Genomic DNA, 18,406 nt, shown 5'->3' on the forward strand with positions numbered 1-18,406 from the left:
CTGAAGCAATCAGATTGGCGAACAACCTATTTTTAAGAACGGAAGAGTTTGAGAAACTGGGGGTATTTCTTTTCTCTTAGGGAAAAGATCGCTTTTTCTTCTTCCCATAACCATCCTCGTTACACTTTCGGTATTTGGTGGGGCGGTTCGGGAGCATGAAGAACAACGCAAATGAAATGGAATCCGCAGTATTAGATTTGCTCATCCTAGGAAAATAGGTAGTTTAAGACCTTTGGCCGAAGACTCTCATTTATTTGTCTTCTGTCGGCTTAAAAAATGCTTGAAGGAAATGAGGTTTTTCAATCGGGCGTCAGCTTTATCGGCATTTTGTCACGATGTATATATGATGTTGTGTGTGTTATGCTTTTAAAAAAGGAGGCATAATTCGCAATTGAGTCAAGATGTGGTATTTTATGCAGCGATTGTTCTTATAGAGAGCAAATAAATTGCAAGGGTTGCATTTCTATGATAAAACCATTTTGAGTCAAGAGTTGTCTTGCGAAAGCGTGTTGTGAAAATTAAGGAAAGGTGCATTGCGGCTAATGCGAAGCGTTTCCATACGATCTACTTCATCAGTTTTTTACGCTGAAGCACAGGGAGATAAGGGGAAACACATTGAGCAATGCAGAAAATGGTGAGAAAAAATGGCTACTTCTCTTCAATACATAGAATTCGTTTGTGCCCAAATAAAAGGGGTTGGCGAAATACGATACAAAAAGATGTTTGGTGAATATATGGTATATGTAAACAACAAGCCTATTCTTTTGGTTTGCGATAATACTGTATTTGTGAAAAAACTGGCTGATATAAGTAAACAAATGCAAGCTGCACAGACGGGATTCCCATACAACGGAGCAAAAGAACATTATATTTTGGATATTGAAGATATTGCGCTGTCCAAAGAAGTCATCGGAATATTAGAGGAAGTTATACTCATTCCAAAGTCTAAGAAAAGCCAAAAAAATCAAAAACTTTGAGAGCGTTTCAAGAGGGTTCGTGAAACAATGTCTTTAAATTAGGTATTTAATAAAAAGCCTTTTATGATAGAATAAAAAATCATAGGAGGTTTTTATTATGGCCAGAAGAAAAACGGAAAGAATTTAGAGGGAAAAAAATTTTTTATAGGGGTCTTTTACAGGAGCACGATGTTCAATGGGTAGAGGATATTTACAGTACTGGATACCTCTGAAAGAAGGTGATTGTGCCAGTCCTCAATCTGGGGCATGATTTTGTCCGTAACATCATAAATAGAGCTCTGGCAAGCTTCAAACCCATAAATATCCTAGAGGGCATCTGAAATCTGTTTGGGGTCATACCTTTGGCATGCATAGAGATAATCTTCTAGTCAATATCTAAATATATCTTTCTGGCGTTTTCTGACTACCTGTGGTTTGAAGGTCGACTTACCGTCCCGTGGAACCTGCATATTCAAGCTTCCATAGCTACTGCTGATATACTTTGATTTGTAACCATTGCGGAAAATATCGCTGTCAGAGCGTTCTGACTTTTCATAGCCAAGATGGTATCCATATCACATTCCATCATTTCTTTGATGGTGCCGCCGAGTAGATCCTTGAGTGTGTCCTGAATATCTTCTGCTGACTGAATGTCATATTCCTGCAGAAGCTGCTGAATGATGTTGCGCTTTTCGTCTGTCATTTGTACCCTGTGTACTGGTTTCTTTTTTCTTGCCATAATAAAAGGCCGCCTATGATTTAATATTGTATATAGAAGACCTTATAAAACCTTATTTCAGAAGAACTTTCACCGACTCTGTCTTATCAATATGAGCTATTCCAATAGAATGGCTGGAATCATTTAGCGCTTGTTGAGAACCGGTCAATCCTTGGGGTTAAGTGGACAGAATAGCTTTTGGTAGGTTGAGGAGATAGGATTGTTTTGTTATCTATGAAACGGAAGCAGTGATTGCCCAATATACTTATGCTCCTAATTGGTTTAGAATGTCTAAAGAAGTGAACGGAGAAATTACATTCCATGTTTTGGATGGATCAAATATGGTAGTGAAGCTTAACAAAACGGATGATGTAATAATTATTAGAGGGAAAAGCTTGAAAAAACCTCTGATGTTATATACTATATTTATAAAGGTCATGGTTATATTGTAGCTTGGCTTATGATTAAGATGAAGGGAGGCGGATGAATGATTCGTATTGCAATCTGCGATGATGAATTACTAGAAATTGACCGTGCTCGCAGCTGCCTTGAGGCTTACATGCAGAATCACCCACAATATGAAATAACAATAAACTCCTTTTCTGCCCCATTAGAACTGTTAACTTATGTGGCTGAGCATGGAGGATTTGATATACTGCTGCTAGATATTTATATGGCTGGTATGCTTGGTACTGATGTAGCAAGAGAATTACGTCAGTTAGGAGATAACAGTGAATTTATATTTATTACCACTTCTCGAGACCATGCGATTGAAGCTTTTGAAGTAGAAGCTGCACAATATTTGGTCAAACCCTATGCTGAAGAGGGGATTTTTGCGGCTTTGGACAAGATTATCCAACGTATTGATAGAGAAAGGCGAGTGATTGTCATCCTTAAGACATCGGAGGGGATTACTCGGCTTGCGTTGCGGGATGTGGTATTTACAGAAACCGGACGAAATAACTATCAGATCGTTCATACCATTCAAGGGAAGAAGATGGAGGTACGCATGACAGCTTCGGAACTTTTTGAGCTGCTCTCACAGAACAAATTTTTCGTTAGGTGCGGTGTTTCCTTAAACTTGAACCTTAAATACATCCGACAGATTTCCAAAAATACCATAACCTTTGATACTGGTGAATCCATAACTTACCCTTACCGCTCCTATCAGAAACTCAAAGAGGAGTTTTTGCGTTTTCAAATGTTCACAGAGGAATAATATGTGCCAATTACCCCTAAAATATTGGCAATTACCCCAAAAACAATTTTTGGGGTAATTTTATGATAGGATAAAGTAGGAAGGGAGGCGACAAACTTGCTATACAACATTTTATTGTTTTTTTCATTTTTGCAATCTGTTGTTGTTTTTACGCTGATGTCATCTGCGGCAATGCGTTTTCGAGAGCCGGCCAAAAAACGAATAATGATAGGATTATTTGTGATGCTTTGCGGAATAAGCCTCCTGTCCTATCACTTGTTTACACATGGCATCAATTCGGTAGATGGATTTGCAATCCTTATTATTTTAGTAATAGAACTTTCTTGGTTTTTGATTTGCTCAGAAGATTATTTTTTTGTGTCACTTTTTAGTTTTATAACCTTTGTTAATATTTATTTAGCTATTAACTATATCAGTGATATCTTAGCAATACATGGGGAAGGCCCTGCTTTCGTAATTAATTTCATGATAAATCGTCTGGTAATATATGCAGTAATCCTTCCGTTGCTTTATAAATTTGTACGCCCACGTTTTCGACGGCTGGTGGGTGCGTTGGACAAGGAATGGTGTGCAGCAGGGTTGGTACCGTTGATGTTTTTAATCATGCAAATTATGGTGCTATATTATCCATCCCCCTATTGGTCTTGGAATATTGAAAATTGGAACAAAGTCATTATTATTACTGTCTACATGTTGTTTTTGGCGGTATATTACCTGTTGTATGTTCAAGCCAATGCCATTGTTGAAAAATACGCATTGGAAAAACGTCAGCTGCTTATGGCACAGCAGGAGAAATTGTGGGAATCTGAGCTTGCCCGCCAGAAGGTGTCAGTAGCCTTGGCATTTCAGCAAAAGCACGATATGCGCCACCACAATGCAGTTATCATAGAATTGCTGAAAAACGGAAATGTGGCGGAACTAGAAGACTATATGAAAAGTTTTAATGCAGCCATGGACAGGAGTAAAACCACAGTTTATTGTATAAATCCGATTGTAAACAGTATTTGTAATGCCTATGCACAAAAGGCAGAGAGAGCTAAAATCAAAATTTATTTTCATATGGTAGTACCCGAGCGAGCAGGGATTGATAACGTTGATTTGACTTGTATCTTTGGTAACGCACTAGAAAATTCCATTGAAGGTTGCCTGAGGCTCCCGGAAAATTATGAAAAGGAAATCATTGTTACTTCCAAATATATGGATGGAAGGTTGCGAATACAGGTGGAGAATAGCTGTTGCGAGGGAATTGTCTTTGAGGGGGAACTGCCAAAAACCCAAAAGAAAGACGGTGGCACAGGGATACATAGCATAATCTATACCACCGAGAAGTATGACGGTACATACAGATTCTCTGTCAGCAATGGCAAATTCACTACTCAAATTGTTCTCAATGCAAATGAAGTAATTCCAAAAAGTATGATACAGGAAGGGACGGTTTAGTTGATAGTTACCTTTTTTAACAAAATTATGCAATTATCCCTAAAATGATGGCAATTACCCCAAAAACAGTTTTTGTCGCCTGATTGTGCTAAGATGAAAGTTCATAAAAAGAGGATTTTCTCTATGTGTATTGACTGGGACAGCTTAAATTGCAATATTTTATAGAATTAAAAAATAGGTCTAACAGAAATTAGCTTTCTTTATTATTAAAATATTTTATGAGGAAATTATATGAGCATTAATTTGTCTAAAAAAAAGTATAATATATTAATTTTCGCTACTGTCTTATTAGCTGTAGTCTCTTTTATCTATGTTTATTTTAATTGGCATTGTTTTTTGTATAAACCTTTTGATAATGGTCCACAAATATCTTCTCCTGTATTTTTTAAAGTTGCAGATAACGGAGATCAGCTCTATATTGATCAGGGAAATTACCGTTTAATTGGAATTAACAAAGAAGGTAAATGCAATTGGACATATATCAATACTAGCGCATGTTATAAAGAACTTACACAAGCGCCAGATGGCAGAATATTTGTTACGAATTATCAGTATGTGAATGATGCAGCTATTTCCAATATTTCAATTGATGAGTTTTCTCCTTCGGGGAAATTTTTGGGAAGTATCTATTCTGCTTCCTATCCTGTGGAGCATCTTTTTGACAGGACAAGCCAAATAATGGATTTACAGTTTATTGATGATGCGCTTACATTTGTGACAAGAACAGATGACGAACTTCTTCTATATTCTATCAATTTGAACGGAAACAATAAACTACAGATAAAGGCCTCTGTTTCTTGGGACGATAAAAAAGAGCACGCCATAAAATATTGTTATGATCACGCAAAAGGGAACTTTTATGTAATTACTGCTCTTGGGAATATCTATGAAATTTCAGCAAATGCAGATAATGTTAAATTGCTTTCTTATGAAAAAGAAAAAGGCTTTAATATTCCGTATTCCATGACTCTTGTCGATGGTCATCTTGCGATTTCTGATATTGGTTCACGAACTGTAAGGTTTTATGATGGTCAAAGCATTCAGACAATTGCAACAATGACGAAAAGTGATGACTTTTTCAATGATCCTGCGCTTTACTATTCTATAGCCAGTGCAAGTCAGGATGAAATTATGCTTGTATCAAGCTATGATACTTATCGTTTGAATGTTAATACAAAAACGTTAACTCCGGTAAACACAGAGATTGCCTTTTCTGCTGGGGAACATATGCGTATTATATTCGCCTGGTTTTGCGGAATTTTTTTGTTTCTTTTGGGACTTAGCATAGTTATTGTGTTTGCTATATATTACTACAAAAAAGTAGGATTTACAGACTTTACATACAATTTTATGGTGATTATAATCGTTGTAGCAGTATCAGCACTTGTTATCGTTAAATATACAGATGTTCTTTACAACGCTTATCAAGACACCTCAATAGATAAAATTTCTTCCATTGGCAATTTGATTGCGAAAAATATTTCTGCAGAGGATGTAGAAAACATTGTTGACTTAGAAGATTTTAACTCTCAAAGCTATAAAAATATAATAAATTTCCTTAATCATAATGCAAGCAATTCTGAGGATGATGTTTTCTATGTTGATGAAACAGGACTCAATAAAAAAGATAACCTTTGGAATGCAGATATTTATTTGGGAATTAATAAATTCTTTGACAATAGAATTTATTTTATTTTGGCTATGCCTGAAGAAGCAGGAGCAATTTACCCATTAGAGGTTGCAGAAAAACATGCAATCAACTTAATTTGTCAGAACAACACACTTATTTATCCGGATTATGTGGGTTACTTTGGTTCTTATTGTCTGGTTCAAGTACCAATCGTTTCAGATACCAATGAAGTGGTGGGTGCTGTTGAGGTTGGGTTTAATAAAAACAGTTTTATGAAAGAAATGAGAGCAAAGCTAATTGAAATTATTATTTCAACTGCTGTCGTTTTGCTGCTCTCATTATTGCTGTTAAAGGAAATCTTTTTTGGGATTAAAATGTTTTTTGCAAAGAAATCCTTGGCACCCGGTCAGCTTATTGACGCTAGCTCCGTTAGAACGCCAATGTTTTTGGGTCAAACTGCCTACCACTTGTCGGTTGTATGTGGTCCGTTGTTTGCGATGCAGTTATACAATGAAACCTTCGGTGTTTCAAAGGAAATTGCGGTGGCAATTGCGTATTCCGTCACCCTTTTGTTTGTCGGCATTTTTGCTTTTGTTTCAGGCGTGCTTATAAAAAAGATTCCGCTTCATAAGTTGCTTGTGATCGGCACCATTCTTGCCATCGTTGGAGAACTGACTGCAGCGACCGCTGGCGACCTTGCACAGTTTATTTTGGGTAGAAGTGTATTTGGAAGTGGTGCTGGTTTGTTACTCAACGTCCTGGATTCCATGGTGGCCATGCAACCAGATGAAGAACGTGTCATGCGAGGGTTTACGATGAGCAGTGCTGGAACGAATGCGGGTACCATTGTTGGAGTTGCCTTGGGCGCTACTGTTATCGCAAGCTTGGGCTATCGCTGGGTATATGTTGCTTCTGCGCTTATCCTTTTGATTCTCTTGCTGATATCCGTTCTTTTTTATAATAAAAATAACGTCCCCAATGCCATGAATTATGTGGAAGAAAATTCAGGTATGAGTTTGTTCCAGTTTGTTTGGAATAAACGGGTCATCGGCTATATTTTCTTTTTAACCGTACCATATTTTATCTGCATGGGATTTATTGATTTTTTCCTTCCCTTAGAAGGGAAAAGTCAAGGTTTAAACGTGGAGACAATTTCTTATATTATTATTATTTTTGGACTGATTTCGATTTATCTTGGTCCGGTGCTTACAAAGAAGCTTCTTTCCGTATTGGATTCGTATATTGTACTGATTATATCAGCTGTTGTTATGTCTACTGCAATCATTTACTATGGACTGATTCAATCAGTATTTGCGCTGGTATTTGCCTGTGTTGCCATCGCCTTTGCTGACAGTTTTTTTCAATCGGTGCAGAACATCTATTTCACACAACTGCCTGAATCGATAAAATACGGGCAGGGCAGTACCCTTGCCCTCAGCAATGTTGTTATTGGTATTGCCCAAATGGGTCAGGCCTACCTATTTGCTTTTGCCATGTTCTTTGGTATTAGGAAGACATTTTTAATCATTGGCATTAGTTTTCTTGTTTTAACAGTAATATTTCTAATCCTCAATCTTGAGGATAAGGATTACAATAAAATTCAAAAAAATACGAATTATATGAATCATTAAAATCAAAAGGAGCTTTGAAATTTATGGATATTTTACTTGCGGGTTATGGGAACATTGGAAAGGCATTTATGAAGCTTGTTGAAAAACATGGGTGCAGTCACAATATTACGATTTGTGACCTTGAATACAATAATATGGACGCTATTCAATACATAAACGAACATCATTCAGAAATAGACCTCTTTATTAATCTTACAGGCCTACGTACGAAACTCTTTCTTGATCTTGTTTATAAGTATAATTTGGCGTATGTGGACGCAGGTATCGAAAATGACGATGCTGAGATGACAAGTTATGACTATTATAAAAGTCTTCTTGAAACAAAAGTCAATAGCAAAATTTTATTGGGTTTTGGCATGAATCCTGGGCTTGTTGAACATATTTATTTTAAAAATTTACCAAGTAAAAGGCATTATGCAATTATTTTTGAAACAGACAAAGCAACAAAAGGCAATGAGATATTTAATACATGGTCTTGTGAATCCTATTATTTGGAAGCCTGTGTAAATGATAAGTTTATTTCTACACCCCAAAACCCATATATTGTTGTGGATTGTCCGCCCATTCCTTTTACTGTGGAAAACCAAAAGAGAGAATATCTTCTCATACCCCATGAAGAGGTATTTTCAATACAAAGATTAAGCCCATTGTGCGATGCCAGTATGTTCATCTATCAGGCGCCTGTTAGCATTCAGGAATATTTGTTGCATAATAAAATCAGCGAAAATGAAGCAAAGCAGTTAAAAAATCAAATGGACGTGTCAGGAACTGAAAATGTCGGTATACTAATTTATGATGATAGTGATAATCTTGTTTATTATCATAACACGGTGTCCCATGAGGAAATATTTAAGGAATTCAACACAAATGCAACTTGCTGGCAAACCGCATGTGGTGTTTATCTTGGAATGGAAATGATTGAGATCGTTGAAGACGGAACAATTGCAACTGTAAGCGATTTGTCAATAAAATATCCTGATGAAATAGATAAGGTTTTGAAAAAAATAAATTTTAATATTGATACTACCGAACATTATGTTTCAAAAGAAGAATTCCAACAATTTATTGCACAATTACAGGACAAACTTGAAAAGTCAGGGCATGGTAATTGCTTGGCTAAATATTAAGTCTCGATATGAATAGATTAAGGAGAATTTTATGAGTATTTTGCCCATTTGTGATGAACAACAATATATTTTTGATGTAAATGAAGCAATAGGTAGTATTCCTATGAAAATATCATATTCAATGGAATTTTTATCAAGTTTTTCCCCAGAGGAGCTTTCCTTTGCAATTGATCAATGTATCAAGACAGCCGATGTTTTTGGAGCAAGATGTCTTACTATGGATGGTCGACAGTATATGGAATTTCTACCTTATCAGAAACAAGATATTCCTATCTTTGATTTTTCTACTGAAGAAGAATATCATTTGTTTTGCAAGGAGGTTTGGGCAACAAAGATAAATAATAGGGAGAAACTTTATTACATATTTATTTATTCCATTGCTGGTTCTTGTTATGGCATCCACTTTAGTTTTAATCACCTGATTTTTGATGGAATATCTATATTAATGCTAACGGATAAAATTCAGAAGGTTCTGCTTTTGAAAGATGAGGAAGTGAAATGGCACCCATTTTCAAAATATCTGGAGAATATAAAAAAATATTATGAAAGTGAAAAATATTTTACAGATAAAGAATTTTGGGAAGATAGGTTTTTGGAAATTTCGAATAGTGACTATCTTTTTCATGATGTAATTGATATTGATGAGTCGGCAATTAAGGAATTAACATTCCAGACAAGCAAAAAAATAAAAGATGATTTATTTGAGTATTGTTCCAAAAATAATATTTCTCCACCTAATTTGATTGCTACAGTTCTTGCACAGATTATAAATATCAAAACAGGGTGCAAGCGTTTTTATTTTGAAATTCCTATTGGAAATCGTTTGGGAACCAATGAAAAAAACAGCTTAGGTGTTTATGAAATTGGGCCTCCCTTTATTTTTGACTTCACGAAATATAACAATATTTTTGAGTTATATCAGTCGGTTCGGAAACAGTCCGTAGATTATTATAAGCACAGAAATTTCGATTGGAATACAAAAATATTTTCAGAGGAATACGAAAAAAAATATGGTAAGTATATTCCACAGTTTTCTTTTTCATATTTTTGTACCAACCAAAAACCGTCTGTTTCTTTTGCAACATTGAAGCACCATAATTGTGAAACTGATTTTCTGCCTATGACGTTACATATAACAGACTACCTGAATTGGGAAACGATTGGATTTTCGTATATATATTGGGAAAATTATTTTACCGATGAGGAAGTCATAGAAATTCATAAGGAAATTGAAGCCAGCATAGCAACTATTATTAACACGAAAGGCTTTTCGTAAAGAAAAAATAAACATAATAGAAGGAACTTGCCTAGGGGGGATATCCATGTTTGAAAACATTTCAACGATCAGTGACCTGCTTTTTTTGACTACAAGTTATTATGGTGAAAAGACTGCATTTTCCTATTTAAAAGATGGAAAAATGTGTTCCGTAACTTATTCTGATTTTTCACAACAAGTTACAGCTGCGGCAAAATCACTTGTTTTAAAGGGCATAACAAATAGCAAGATATCCATTGCATCTGAAAATTCGTATGAATGCTTAATGTGGTGCTTTGCTGTGCCTCTTTCGGGTAATGTTCTAATTATGCTGGATAATATGGCAACACTACAGGAAAAAGCGTATATGGTGGAGCATAGCGACACCTCTTGTCTGATTTATTCTGGCTTCAACCAGCCGTTATGTGACTGTATAACAGAAAACAACAAAAGTGTTAAGTATACAATTTGCATAGAAGCAGATACCAAGAACCATCTTCATTGTGATTCAGCGGTGGAATTACAAAAAACTGACGGTACAGAATTATCATATATATTTTATACTTCCGGAACTACGGGGAAGCCAAAGGGTGTAATGCAGTCTCAAATTAATTTGCTACGGACGAGCCTTTATCTTTCCTATAGTCTTAAGGTAAAAGACTCTATATTTTTAACATTACCGCTCAATCATATTCTTCCCTTTGCAAATGTGGTATTTACATCTATGTATAGTGGTGGCAATCTATTTATTTCAGCAGGCTTGAAGAATCTTTTCATGGAAATGCAAGAAGTTCGGCCATACTGTACTTTTTTGGTGCCGGCATTGCTAACGTATTTTGATAAAATGATTCATATGAAAGCCCAAGAATTTATGAAAACAAGCGATTTAGATCATCTTACTGCAAGGAAACAGGCTTGTTCCCAATTGCTTGGCGGAAATTTAAAAATCATTGTCATTGGTGGGGCGCCGCTGGATTTGGAAGTTGCAAAACGTATGCAAGAGCTGGACATACTGGTGATTAATGGATACGGACTTACCGAAACCTGCGGTTCCATTACTGTAAATCCAAATGAGGATAATCGCCTTGGAAGTATTGGACGAATAAATTTTAATTCCGAAGCAAAAACAATAGACGGAGAGCTTGTGTTTAAAAACCCTTACCTATTTAAAGGATATTATAAGGATTCCAAGGCTACGGAAGAAGCATTTCTGGATGAATGGTTTTTAAGCGGAGATTTAGGCTATATTGAAGACAATTATGCATATATTGTGGGCAGAAAAAAGAATTTAATTGTATTGCCAAATGGAAAAAACATCAGCCCGGAAGAGCTTGAACTAGAATTGATTAAGATTGAGGAGATTAAAGAGGTTGTAGTTTGTCTGCAAAACGGAAAACTTACAGCTAAAGTTTATACAGAGCTTGACCAAAAGTTAATTCGTAAAAAAATAAACGAAACCAACAAGAAGTTAGCTTCTTATAAGCAAATTGAAAGTGTTGTGTTTTGCGATGAGGAATTTCCGAAAACAGCAAGTAGAAAAATTAAAAGAGGAGAGATATAATATGCTTACTGAATTGATAGAAATGATAAAAGATACCTTTGCGCCAGAGGTCGAGGTTACAGGGGATACAGCTATAAAAACTGATTTAAATTTGGATTCGTTTGAAATTATAAATCTCATTGGAATGCTGGAAGATAAGTATAATATTGATATTAATGCACTGGATATCGTTTCTTTAATTACAGTTCACGATATTTGTAATTATATTGAAAATAAAAAGCTATCCTAACCAGTTTGGATAAAATCTTGGTTCCAACGAAATGGCAGAAAAATGTTTTTAGAAAATGAAGGTCTAAAGGCAAAGCTACAAAAATTTCCGCCTCACTATGAAAGAACCCCCTTTGGTTAGACAAAAAATCTAACGAAAGGGGGTATTTTTAGATAAGGTAGAATAAGTTGCGCAAATTGAAAAAGAGATAAAAAAGACATGGTCTGCAAATCTCTGATAGAATGAAAGTAATCACACAACCATTCTGAGAGGAGACAGTAAACCATGTCTGAGAAAATTGTACAGTTGATCGAAGAAGTAATGAAGGGGCAAATCAGAGAATTGGTTGGTGGGAACGTAGAAAAAACACTCAACGGGAGTTCGTTTCAAAGTCCGTGTAAACTCAAAAAACTGACATAAAAAATTGATCGTTATTGGGAGTATCCCAAAGTATGTGTAAACCTCAACACGTCAGATGCTTCTTACCTATTCCATATCCTCTTCATTAGCGTCCTCAAAACTCTCTGCTTCATCATTAAGCATATCGTCAGGTGCATTCAATGTCTTGAAAATAGCATGCTCACGGGAATACAACTTGTTGATGTATAAGCGGTTGCTATTGCTTTTCTTTTTTCCGTTGTATTCAAGCACCATTGCTTCAGCAACGCCCATAGAACCGGGGCGACGCTCTTTGGCTGTTCGGACAAGCTGCTTCACAGAAACAGCACCAAGTTTTTCTTTGAATACCTCGTCGTTTAGAGTATCTTCAAAAACGATAATAAGCCTTGTAATAGCATTTAAAATATTGCCCGAAAAAGAGTTGAGGTCTCCCTCCCAAGCTCCAATAATTAACCGAAGAACACGGCTTAAGCCATGGAATCCACATTTTTTATAAATAAACTCAAGGGTTGATACCGCACAGATTACTCCGTGCCCCTTTTTGGTTCCGATGCTTAACCCATAAGATTCCACCAAATCACGAATGATGAGTTGATCATCATTGCCGGCTTCAATGTTTGCCATAAATACCTCATAGGGATTGAGCGGTTTTACGAACTTCATCTGATTGGCGAAGATATCTGCTTCATGTTCATAGCTCAAATCATCATAAACCATGCACCACACGGGCGTTTCTCTGGAATCGGATGTGAGAGCCACGATCTCAATGGTATGCTGGCCGTTGAAAACATAGTTAATACCATCTCGGCGACTGACCTTCACTGGGTTTATCTGATATAAATTAAAGCTGGCGGCCGCCCGCACAATATGAGATCGAGATAGATTGCGTTGATATTCTTGATTGGAAACAAGATTCCTAATGGGAATTTGCTCAAAATGAACATTAGGAACATACATACTAAAATCGTTCATTTATTCCTCCTCCTTAATTGCGGACAGCATCTTTGATATTGTGTATTGAAGATGGATGAGTGTCTCTGTAAGTTTATCTTTGGCATAAAAAGAAACCCTGTCAAAATCCGTATTCATTCGAGTACGTTTAATTGAGCTTACCCATGATGGGATTGTAAGTGTTAGAGCGGTTATCGCAGCATCCGGATCAAAGGCGGGCATATCCTTTACGGAGGGGGTTGAAGGGGAATCGTTTGAACTCGCCTGTTCCAATGTGTTCTGTGTTTTTTGCCGTGTACTATTATATTGAACAAAGGGTTGCTGGTTTCGCTCCATTCTATGTCCTACTTTTTTGATTTCATCGGAAGTGAGTAGAGATAAGTCGACCACATTATTATGAGATATTTTATATCTGCCCGATAAAATTTTCGGAACCATTTCGGGCACCTTCTGCCCCATGGCTTCTAGGGCACGGGTATATATTGCATACTTTAGAACTGTGCCCTCCGCTATTTGATTTTCCTGTGCAATACGCTGGGCAATGACATGACCAGAAGGAGATGGTCGGGTTTCCTCCTTTGAATTGGGTGTGCCACAAGATAATTCGCTTTCGGGTTTATCATATTGATTTTTGCCTTGCGCATTTTTAAGATCATGAGACAGTTTCTCCGATTCATACTGCATACCGATAAGAAACTTCCGAGTTTCCACGGTAATGTTGCGTATTCCAAGCTGATTAGCACAAATCCATGAAATGACAGATTCGCGGCAATTAAATTTCATTTCTACAACAGTATAAGGAATCTGATGTCTTATACATAGTTCATAGCGATTATGACCATCAATGATGAATCCATTCCACGTAATAATGGGATCACCGCAGCCATCTGCCAAAAGGTTGGCTTCAAGCTGAAGATACTCCTTATTTTCCAGAGGACAAATTAAATTTTTGAAGTCCTTGTCGATTTTAAGGGTTTGTAATGTCTTACTTTCCATAAATGTCTCCCTTAGCTTTTGATTTTTGAAGGGAATCAAGGGGGAAAACAGCAATTCGTTCAGATTGAATAGCGATTCCTGTTAAACGATAGGAATTACCCTTGCTGAAGCAATTAAATTTTTTGCATAACCTTTCAATGAAAGGGCGGCTGTATATCTCAAAAGAAAAATCCGATTTCATGCGAGTTTGATCCACCCTATGTGTCTGTAAATCGACCTGTTCCTTTTCGACGGCTCGAATCGCCACCAGTCTGCTATTTATGTTTACAAGAAAATGAATATATTTTGGATCTCCAATTAAATGCAATGATTCTTTATGTACTCGAATACGAAATTTCTTTAAATCAATTGATATTTGTGTAAACAAGTTAGATGGTTCATTCATTCGCCGATACCTCCATTATTTGAACTTGGCACTAAATCTTGTTGCGCTGCAGCAGAAGCGTTGCCATCCATCTTGGAATTGTCTTTGATTGCATAAATGGCGTAACCGTCAAATATGTTGATTTGCATGGATTGCCGATGCTCCTTGAACGGCAAACCAAATTGATCTTGCCATTCTGAAGGGAATACCGGAGTTTTTGATGTCTTGGGTTTCGTACCTTTAGGAAATGCCCGCTGATACACTTCGGTAGCAGTTAAATCGAAGGCAATAAGGTATTCGCCGTTTGCATGTATAAGCTTCCCTGTAAGCTTATATCGATAGTTGGGATTCCAACCCATAAGCGAAACGATTTTTGCAAAAAACAATTTGCAAGTCGTTTGCTTAGGTTTACGCTTCCCCTTAGAATTGTTGCACCAAAGGAATGAATCTCTTTCGCATTCCTGGCAAGGGCGCAAAGCGAGAATCCTGGTTTTTCGATTGATAAGCACTTGCACATGTTCTGTTTCAGGAAACTTTGAAAGACAAGCGGTATTCACATAAAACTTATAGTTATTGAAAGATACCGACGGTTCATTCAAGTGAGCAAAAAATTCACGCCGAACGACTTGAAATCCATCAAAATCAAAGGATGTACCCATCTCCAATAACGCATCTTTTTTAGTAAGAACGGGCGTACTGCTCGATGTTGCGGGTTCCACTGACCAAGAATGATCGCTCATATCCTGTGAGTCATCTGATTGCATCTGCAGTGCTTCATTTTTATTCATGATCTGCCTCCTGGGGTGTGATTCCACTTAGTTCATGTTTGATGTATTGTTTCAACGCTTCAAAACCTGTCACAGCTATCTTTTTCCCGGTTTTAAAAAGCTGGCCCTCTAAGAGAAGTTTCCAATCATGCTCATTTTGGTTTTCAATGACAGCAAGAGATTGTTCATGCAGATAATATTGCTTCCCAAAAGAGAAAGTCCATTCCTCTGGAATTGCCCGAATCCGTTTGCCATACGGTGTCAGTGGCTGGATGGAAACCTGTCCTTCTTCAGATAATTCCTTTGTGGTTAAAATATAAGACTTGAATAGGGCTTCAGAATTGATAACATCAAAAACATATGCCATTTCCTTGTCTTGTTCATATAGGGAACCAATGATTCGGTATTTACAATCGGTGTTCCAACCAAACAATGAAAAGAGCGTATTGCTAAACGCAGCTGATGATATATCACGAGGGTAATAGTTCGCATTTGAAACCTTAGATATTATGACAGCGTTTCGATTATTCTTATCAGCAGGGCGAATTGCAAATTTTCTTTCAATGGGATTAACAAGCAATTCTATATAATTTTTTTCGCCAAGTTTTCGTATACACGTCATACTAAATTTGATTTTTTTATTTCCAAAAGTCACAGTTGGGCGACGACCGGAATCAAAAAATTCGGAGCGAGTAATTTCAAACCCACGTAAGTCGAAATCTCCGGCGCCCACTTCAAGTTGGTACTCATCCTTCGCTCCCGTAGGGGCAGACGCTTCCTCAGTATCAAGGGTGGGATAAACGCTTTTGGCAGCCCCAAAGTATTCGGCCTCTTTAAATCCCGCCCACCGGGGATTTATAGTTACAAAACCTTTTAAGATACCACTGCCAATAACGCGAAGCTCCGGTAAGACGGATTTGTTTCCGTACTTAGCATTATCAAGCATTCGTTGAACGGCGATGAAATCGTCTCTTGTTATGATCCCTTTGTGATGATTGAAATATCTGCTCTGGGGCCGCTCTCCGCGATTTTTTTTGGCGAGATGGTCTCTGTAGTTTGGTGTATAAGTTTTTCGGGTGTACACGTCACCACAGTGTCGTTCATTCCTTAAAATTTGAATGATGCTGCCTGTCGTCCAATTGATATTCCCAAGATAAGAACGACGTCCAAGAGCAATGAGTGTATCCGCAATCTGCCCGGTAGAATACCCGTAAAGATACATATAAAAAGCAAGCTTTACGGTGGGTGCCTCATCAGGGTTAATTTCTAACTCGCCATTGGTATCATGAGTGTATCCTAAAAGTTTGGGAGTTAGGGGGATACCGTTATCCAATCTCATACGAAGAGAGGTTTCCATGCTTCGGCTTCTTGTATGTGATTCTTCCTCCGCCATAGTAGCCAGAAAAGTCAGAGCCATCTGAGAGTCTTCCTTTAAAGAGAAAATCCTTTCGGACTCAAAGAAAACACCCACCGGAGGTTTCAACGCTGCCAAATCCCGAACAATGCCGATACAGTCGGCAACATTACGGGCAAAGCGGGATACATTCTTGCAGATAATGATATCAACCCTGCCAACCTTGCATTCGGCAATCATGCGGTTGAATCCATCCCTGTGTTTGAGTGAAGTGCCGCTTATTCCCTCATCGGCATAAATTTTTACAAGCGTCCAGTTTGGATGATGCAAGACGAAATCCTCATAGTATTTCTTCTGCAACTCATAGGAGGTTGTCTGTTTCACATCATCTGTAGAAACACGAACATAGATAGCCACACGCTGATGGATATCGTTGTCGTAGTAATCTGTCTGTTTCTTTTCCGGGACATACTCATAATTATCGGAATCAATGGTAGCTTGCATTCGCTTACGGGTCTTTTCGATATCCAATTGTTTTTGCAATCGTTTCTGTTCATCAATCATGCAGAATACCCCTTACTTTGTTTTCATCATCGAAAAGTGCTTGCCAATCAGGAGAGGGCAGGAAATAGGTGTCTCTTAAATCCTGCTGGTAATAGGAAGCGAGGGTGAAAATATCTTCTGAGATAAAATAGATACCAATAGGATGATTTTGGGCTGCAAGCAAGCGAGCGCAGAGAGATATCTCGTGTATCCTTTTCGATACATTGGAAACCTTCTGTGTGATAATCAAATCCACTTTTTTGTCAAAGCAGTCATTCAACAAACGGCTCCATTCGGGGGACGATTCCATATTGGGCGTCGAGGAACCTTCATCTATATAAAAATCTACCAGCGCCCAATTCGGGCAAAGATCAACTGTGTCCGCAAACTGCTTTTTGTGATATAAAAGATAATCTTCATATTTCGTTTGATTGAAATAGCGAATATAGATTCCAACCTTATATGGCATCTTAGTACTTGGTCTTTCGTGACGAATACGTTGCAACCACTCTTTATGTTCTGCAATTTTTCTTGAGTGTTCGGAATCCTCACCAAAAACAATAGAGAATTGTGGCGTTTCCCCAATCCCCTTCATCTTATTAAATAGCTCAACTTCATTCATAGCGATTGCCTCCGAAATAAAATAGTCTCTTAAATATCTTATTGATATTTGTGGATAAAAGGAATAAACCAAGGGTCAAATGTTTGACCCGTGGTTTATAAAAGACGAAAAAAATAACAGGTCGAAAACGGTTTTCTAACCTGTTAAATAACATATACATTTTATTTGAGTGCATTGTGGTTTTTAATTTCTTGACGATTTTGATTATAGCATCAATTCCATCAGGGGTGCAATTTCCAAGAATTTCTGCAAACTCATTCTGATATAAATTGTTCACCTGGGGAATGGCAGGACGCAGCAGCACATCAGCGGAAATTTTCAGAGCTTCTGCAATTGGGGTAAAAGTGGCAAACATTATTTTTGCTTTACCAAGTTCAATATCACTCACATGAGAAAGACGGATATTCGCTTTGACCGATAAATTTGCTTGGAGCATGTTTTTTTGAATGCAAAATTTTTTGGTTCTTGCATGGTCTCTTTATATTCTTCTTAGCTTTATTGTCCACAATTCGTTGAGACTGTCCTTGTTCTCATCTAGGGCGGTCGGCACTTACTTCATAAACGGTGTACTTCTCATGAGGATTGAGCTTCTTCAAGGGGCGGTTTACCAGCCTGAAGTGTCAGAAGCATTGTGATTCAAAAGCGTTTCTTCATTCGCACAGTGG

The 18,406-nt window shown here is 37.3% G+C and carries 16 protein-coding genes and 1 pseudogene; 9 read left to right on the forward strand and 8 right to left on the reverse strand.

Annotation, left to right across the window (positions count from 1 at the left end; translation table 11 throughout):
* Positions 1–644 precede the first annotated feature (644 nt).
* Positions 645–977 (forward strand): TfoX/Sxy family protein, encoded by a 333-nt coding sequence (locus CLNEO_RS07490; protein ID WP_066086778.1) that lies wholly within the window; start codon positions 645–647, stop codon positions 975–977.
* 203 nt (positions 978–1,180) lie between these two features.
* Here CLNEO_RS07490 and CLNEO_RS16655 read toward each other — a convergent pair.
* A pseudogene (locus tag CLNEO_RS16655) lies at positions 1,181–1,695 on the reverse strand (transposase); the annotation flags it as partial.
* A 466-nt stretch (positions 1,696–2,161) separates the two neighbouring features.
* On the opposite strand from CLNEO_RS16655, the gene CLNEO_RS07505 reads away from it, so the two are divergent.
* The 8 genes from CLNEO_RS07505 to CLNEO_RS16410 all read left to right on the forward strand — a co-directional run bounded on the left by CLNEO_RS07505 (position 2,162) and on the right by CLNEO_RS16410 (position 12,165).
* On the forward strand, positions 2,162–2,893 hold the full coding sequence (locus CLNEO_RS07505; RefSeq protein ID WP_066086783.1) for a LytR/AlgR family response regulator transcription factor: 732 nt from the start codon (positions 2,162–2,164) through the stop codon (positions 2,891–2,893).
* A 96-nt stretch (positions 2,894–2,989) separates the two neighbouring features.
* The gene (locus tag CLNEO_RS07510; RefSeq protein ID WP_066086787.1) at positions 2,990–4,333 is read left to right on the forward strand and encodes a sensor histidine kinase; all 1,344 of its coding nucleotides are present in this window, start codon (positions 2,990–2,992) and stop codon (positions 4,331–4,333) included.
* Between the two features lie 231 nt (positions 4,334–4,564).
* A complete protein-coding gene (locus CLNEO_RS07515) occupies positions 4,565–7,594 on the forward strand; it encodes an MFS transporter (protein WP_066086789.1) in 3,030 nt (1,009 codons plus the stop codon).
* A gap of 14 nt (positions 7,595–7,608) precedes the next feature.
* Positions 7,609–8,721 carry a hypothetical protein gene (locus tag CLNEO_RS07520; RefSeq protein ID WP_157723507.1) on the forward strand — a complete coding sequence of 371 codons (1,113 nt, stop codon included), beginning with the start codon at positions 7,609–7,611 and terminating at the stop codon, positions 8,719–8,721.
* Positions 8,722–8,752: 31 nt separating this feature from the next.
* Positions 8,753–9,997, forward strand: a complete 1,245-nt coding sequence (locus CLNEO_RS07525; RefSeq protein ID WP_066086794.1) for a condensation domain-containing protein — start codon at positions 8,753–8,755, stop codon at positions 9,995–9,997.
* Between the two features lie 46 nt (positions 9,998–10,043).
* A complete protein-coding gene (locus tag CLNEO_RS07530; RefSeq protein WP_066086797.1) occupies positions 10,044–11,537 on the forward strand; it encodes an AMP-binding protein in 1,494 nt (497 codons plus the stop codon).
* Position 11,538: 1 nt separating this feature from the next.
* Complete coding sequence (locus tag CLNEO_RS07535; RefSeq protein WP_066086800.1) at positions 11,539–11,766, forward strand: acyl carrier protein; 228 nt, start codon at positions 11,539–11,541, stop codon at positions 11,764–11,766.
* A gap of 264 nt (positions 11,767–12,030) precedes the next feature.
* On the forward strand, positions 12,031–12,165 hold the full coding sequence (locus CLNEO_RS16410; protein WP_278276620.1) for a hypothetical protein: 135 nt from the start codon (positions 12,031–12,033) through the stop codon (positions 12,163–12,165).
* Positions 12,166–12,231: 66 nt separating this feature from the next.
* Here the strand turns inward: CLNEO_RS16410 and CLNEO_RS07540 are convergent, their stop codons facing one another.
* Genes CLNEO_RS07540 through CLNEO_RS16170 form a run of 7 tightly spaced genes read right to left on the reverse strand, consistent with a single transcriptional unit; the run spans position 12,232 to position 18,189 of the window.
* Complete coding sequence (locus CLNEO_RS07540; protein WP_066086803.1) at positions 12,232–13,116, reverse strand: DUF6551 family protein; 885 nt, start codon at positions 13,114–13,116, stop codon at positions 12,232–12,234.
* On the reverse strand, positions 13,117–14,091 hold the full coding sequence (locus CLNEO_RS07545) for a ParB N-terminal domain-containing protein (RefSeq protein ID WP_066086806.1): 975 nt from the start codon (positions 14,089–14,091) through the stop codon (positions 13,117–13,119).
* The gene (locus CLNEO_RS07550) at positions 14,081–14,476 is read right to left on the reverse strand and encodes a hypothetical protein (RefSeq protein WP_066086808.1); all 396 of its coding nucleotides are present in this window, start codon (positions 14,474–14,476) and stop codon (positions 14,081–14,083) included. The genes CLNEO_RS07545 and CLNEO_RS07550 overlap by 11 nt, the downstream gene beginning before the upstream one ends.
* On the reverse strand, positions 14,473–15,243 hold the full coding sequence (locus CLNEO_RS07555) for a hypothetical protein (RefSeq protein WP_066086810.1): 771 nt from the start codon (positions 15,241–15,243) through the stop codon (positions 14,473–14,475). The genes CLNEO_RS07550 and CLNEO_RS07555 overlap by 4 nt, the downstream gene beginning before the upstream one ends.
* A complete protein-coding gene (locus CLNEO_RS07560; RefSeq protein ID WP_066086812.1) occupies positions 15,236–17,140 on the reverse strand; it encodes a recombinase family protein in 1,905 nt (634 codons plus the stop codon). The genes CLNEO_RS07555 and CLNEO_RS07560 overlap by 8 nt, the downstream gene beginning before the upstream one ends.
* Positions 17,133–17,741, reverse strand: coding sequence for a recombinase family protein (locus CLNEO_RS07565; protein ID WP_066086817.1), 609 nt, complete (start codon positions 17,739–17,741; stop codon positions 17,133–17,135). The genes CLNEO_RS07560 and CLNEO_RS07565 overlap by 8 nt, the downstream gene beginning before the upstream one ends.
* Complete coding sequence (locus CLNEO_RS16170) at positions 17,734–18,189, reverse strand: helix-turn-helix domain-containing protein (protein WP_330382581.1); 456 nt, start codon at positions 18,187–18,189, stop codon at positions 17,734–17,736. Before CLNEO_RS16170 ends, CLNEO_RS07565 begins: the two co-directional genes overlap by 8 nt.
* Between the last annotated feature and the right edge of the window lie 217 nt (positions 18,190–18,406).

The sequence above is a fragment of the Anaerotignum neopropionicum genome, from assembly GCF_001571775.1.
Lineage (GTDB): Bacteria > Bacillota > Clostridia > Lachnospirales > Anaerotignaceae > Chakrabartyella > Chakrabartyella neopropionicum.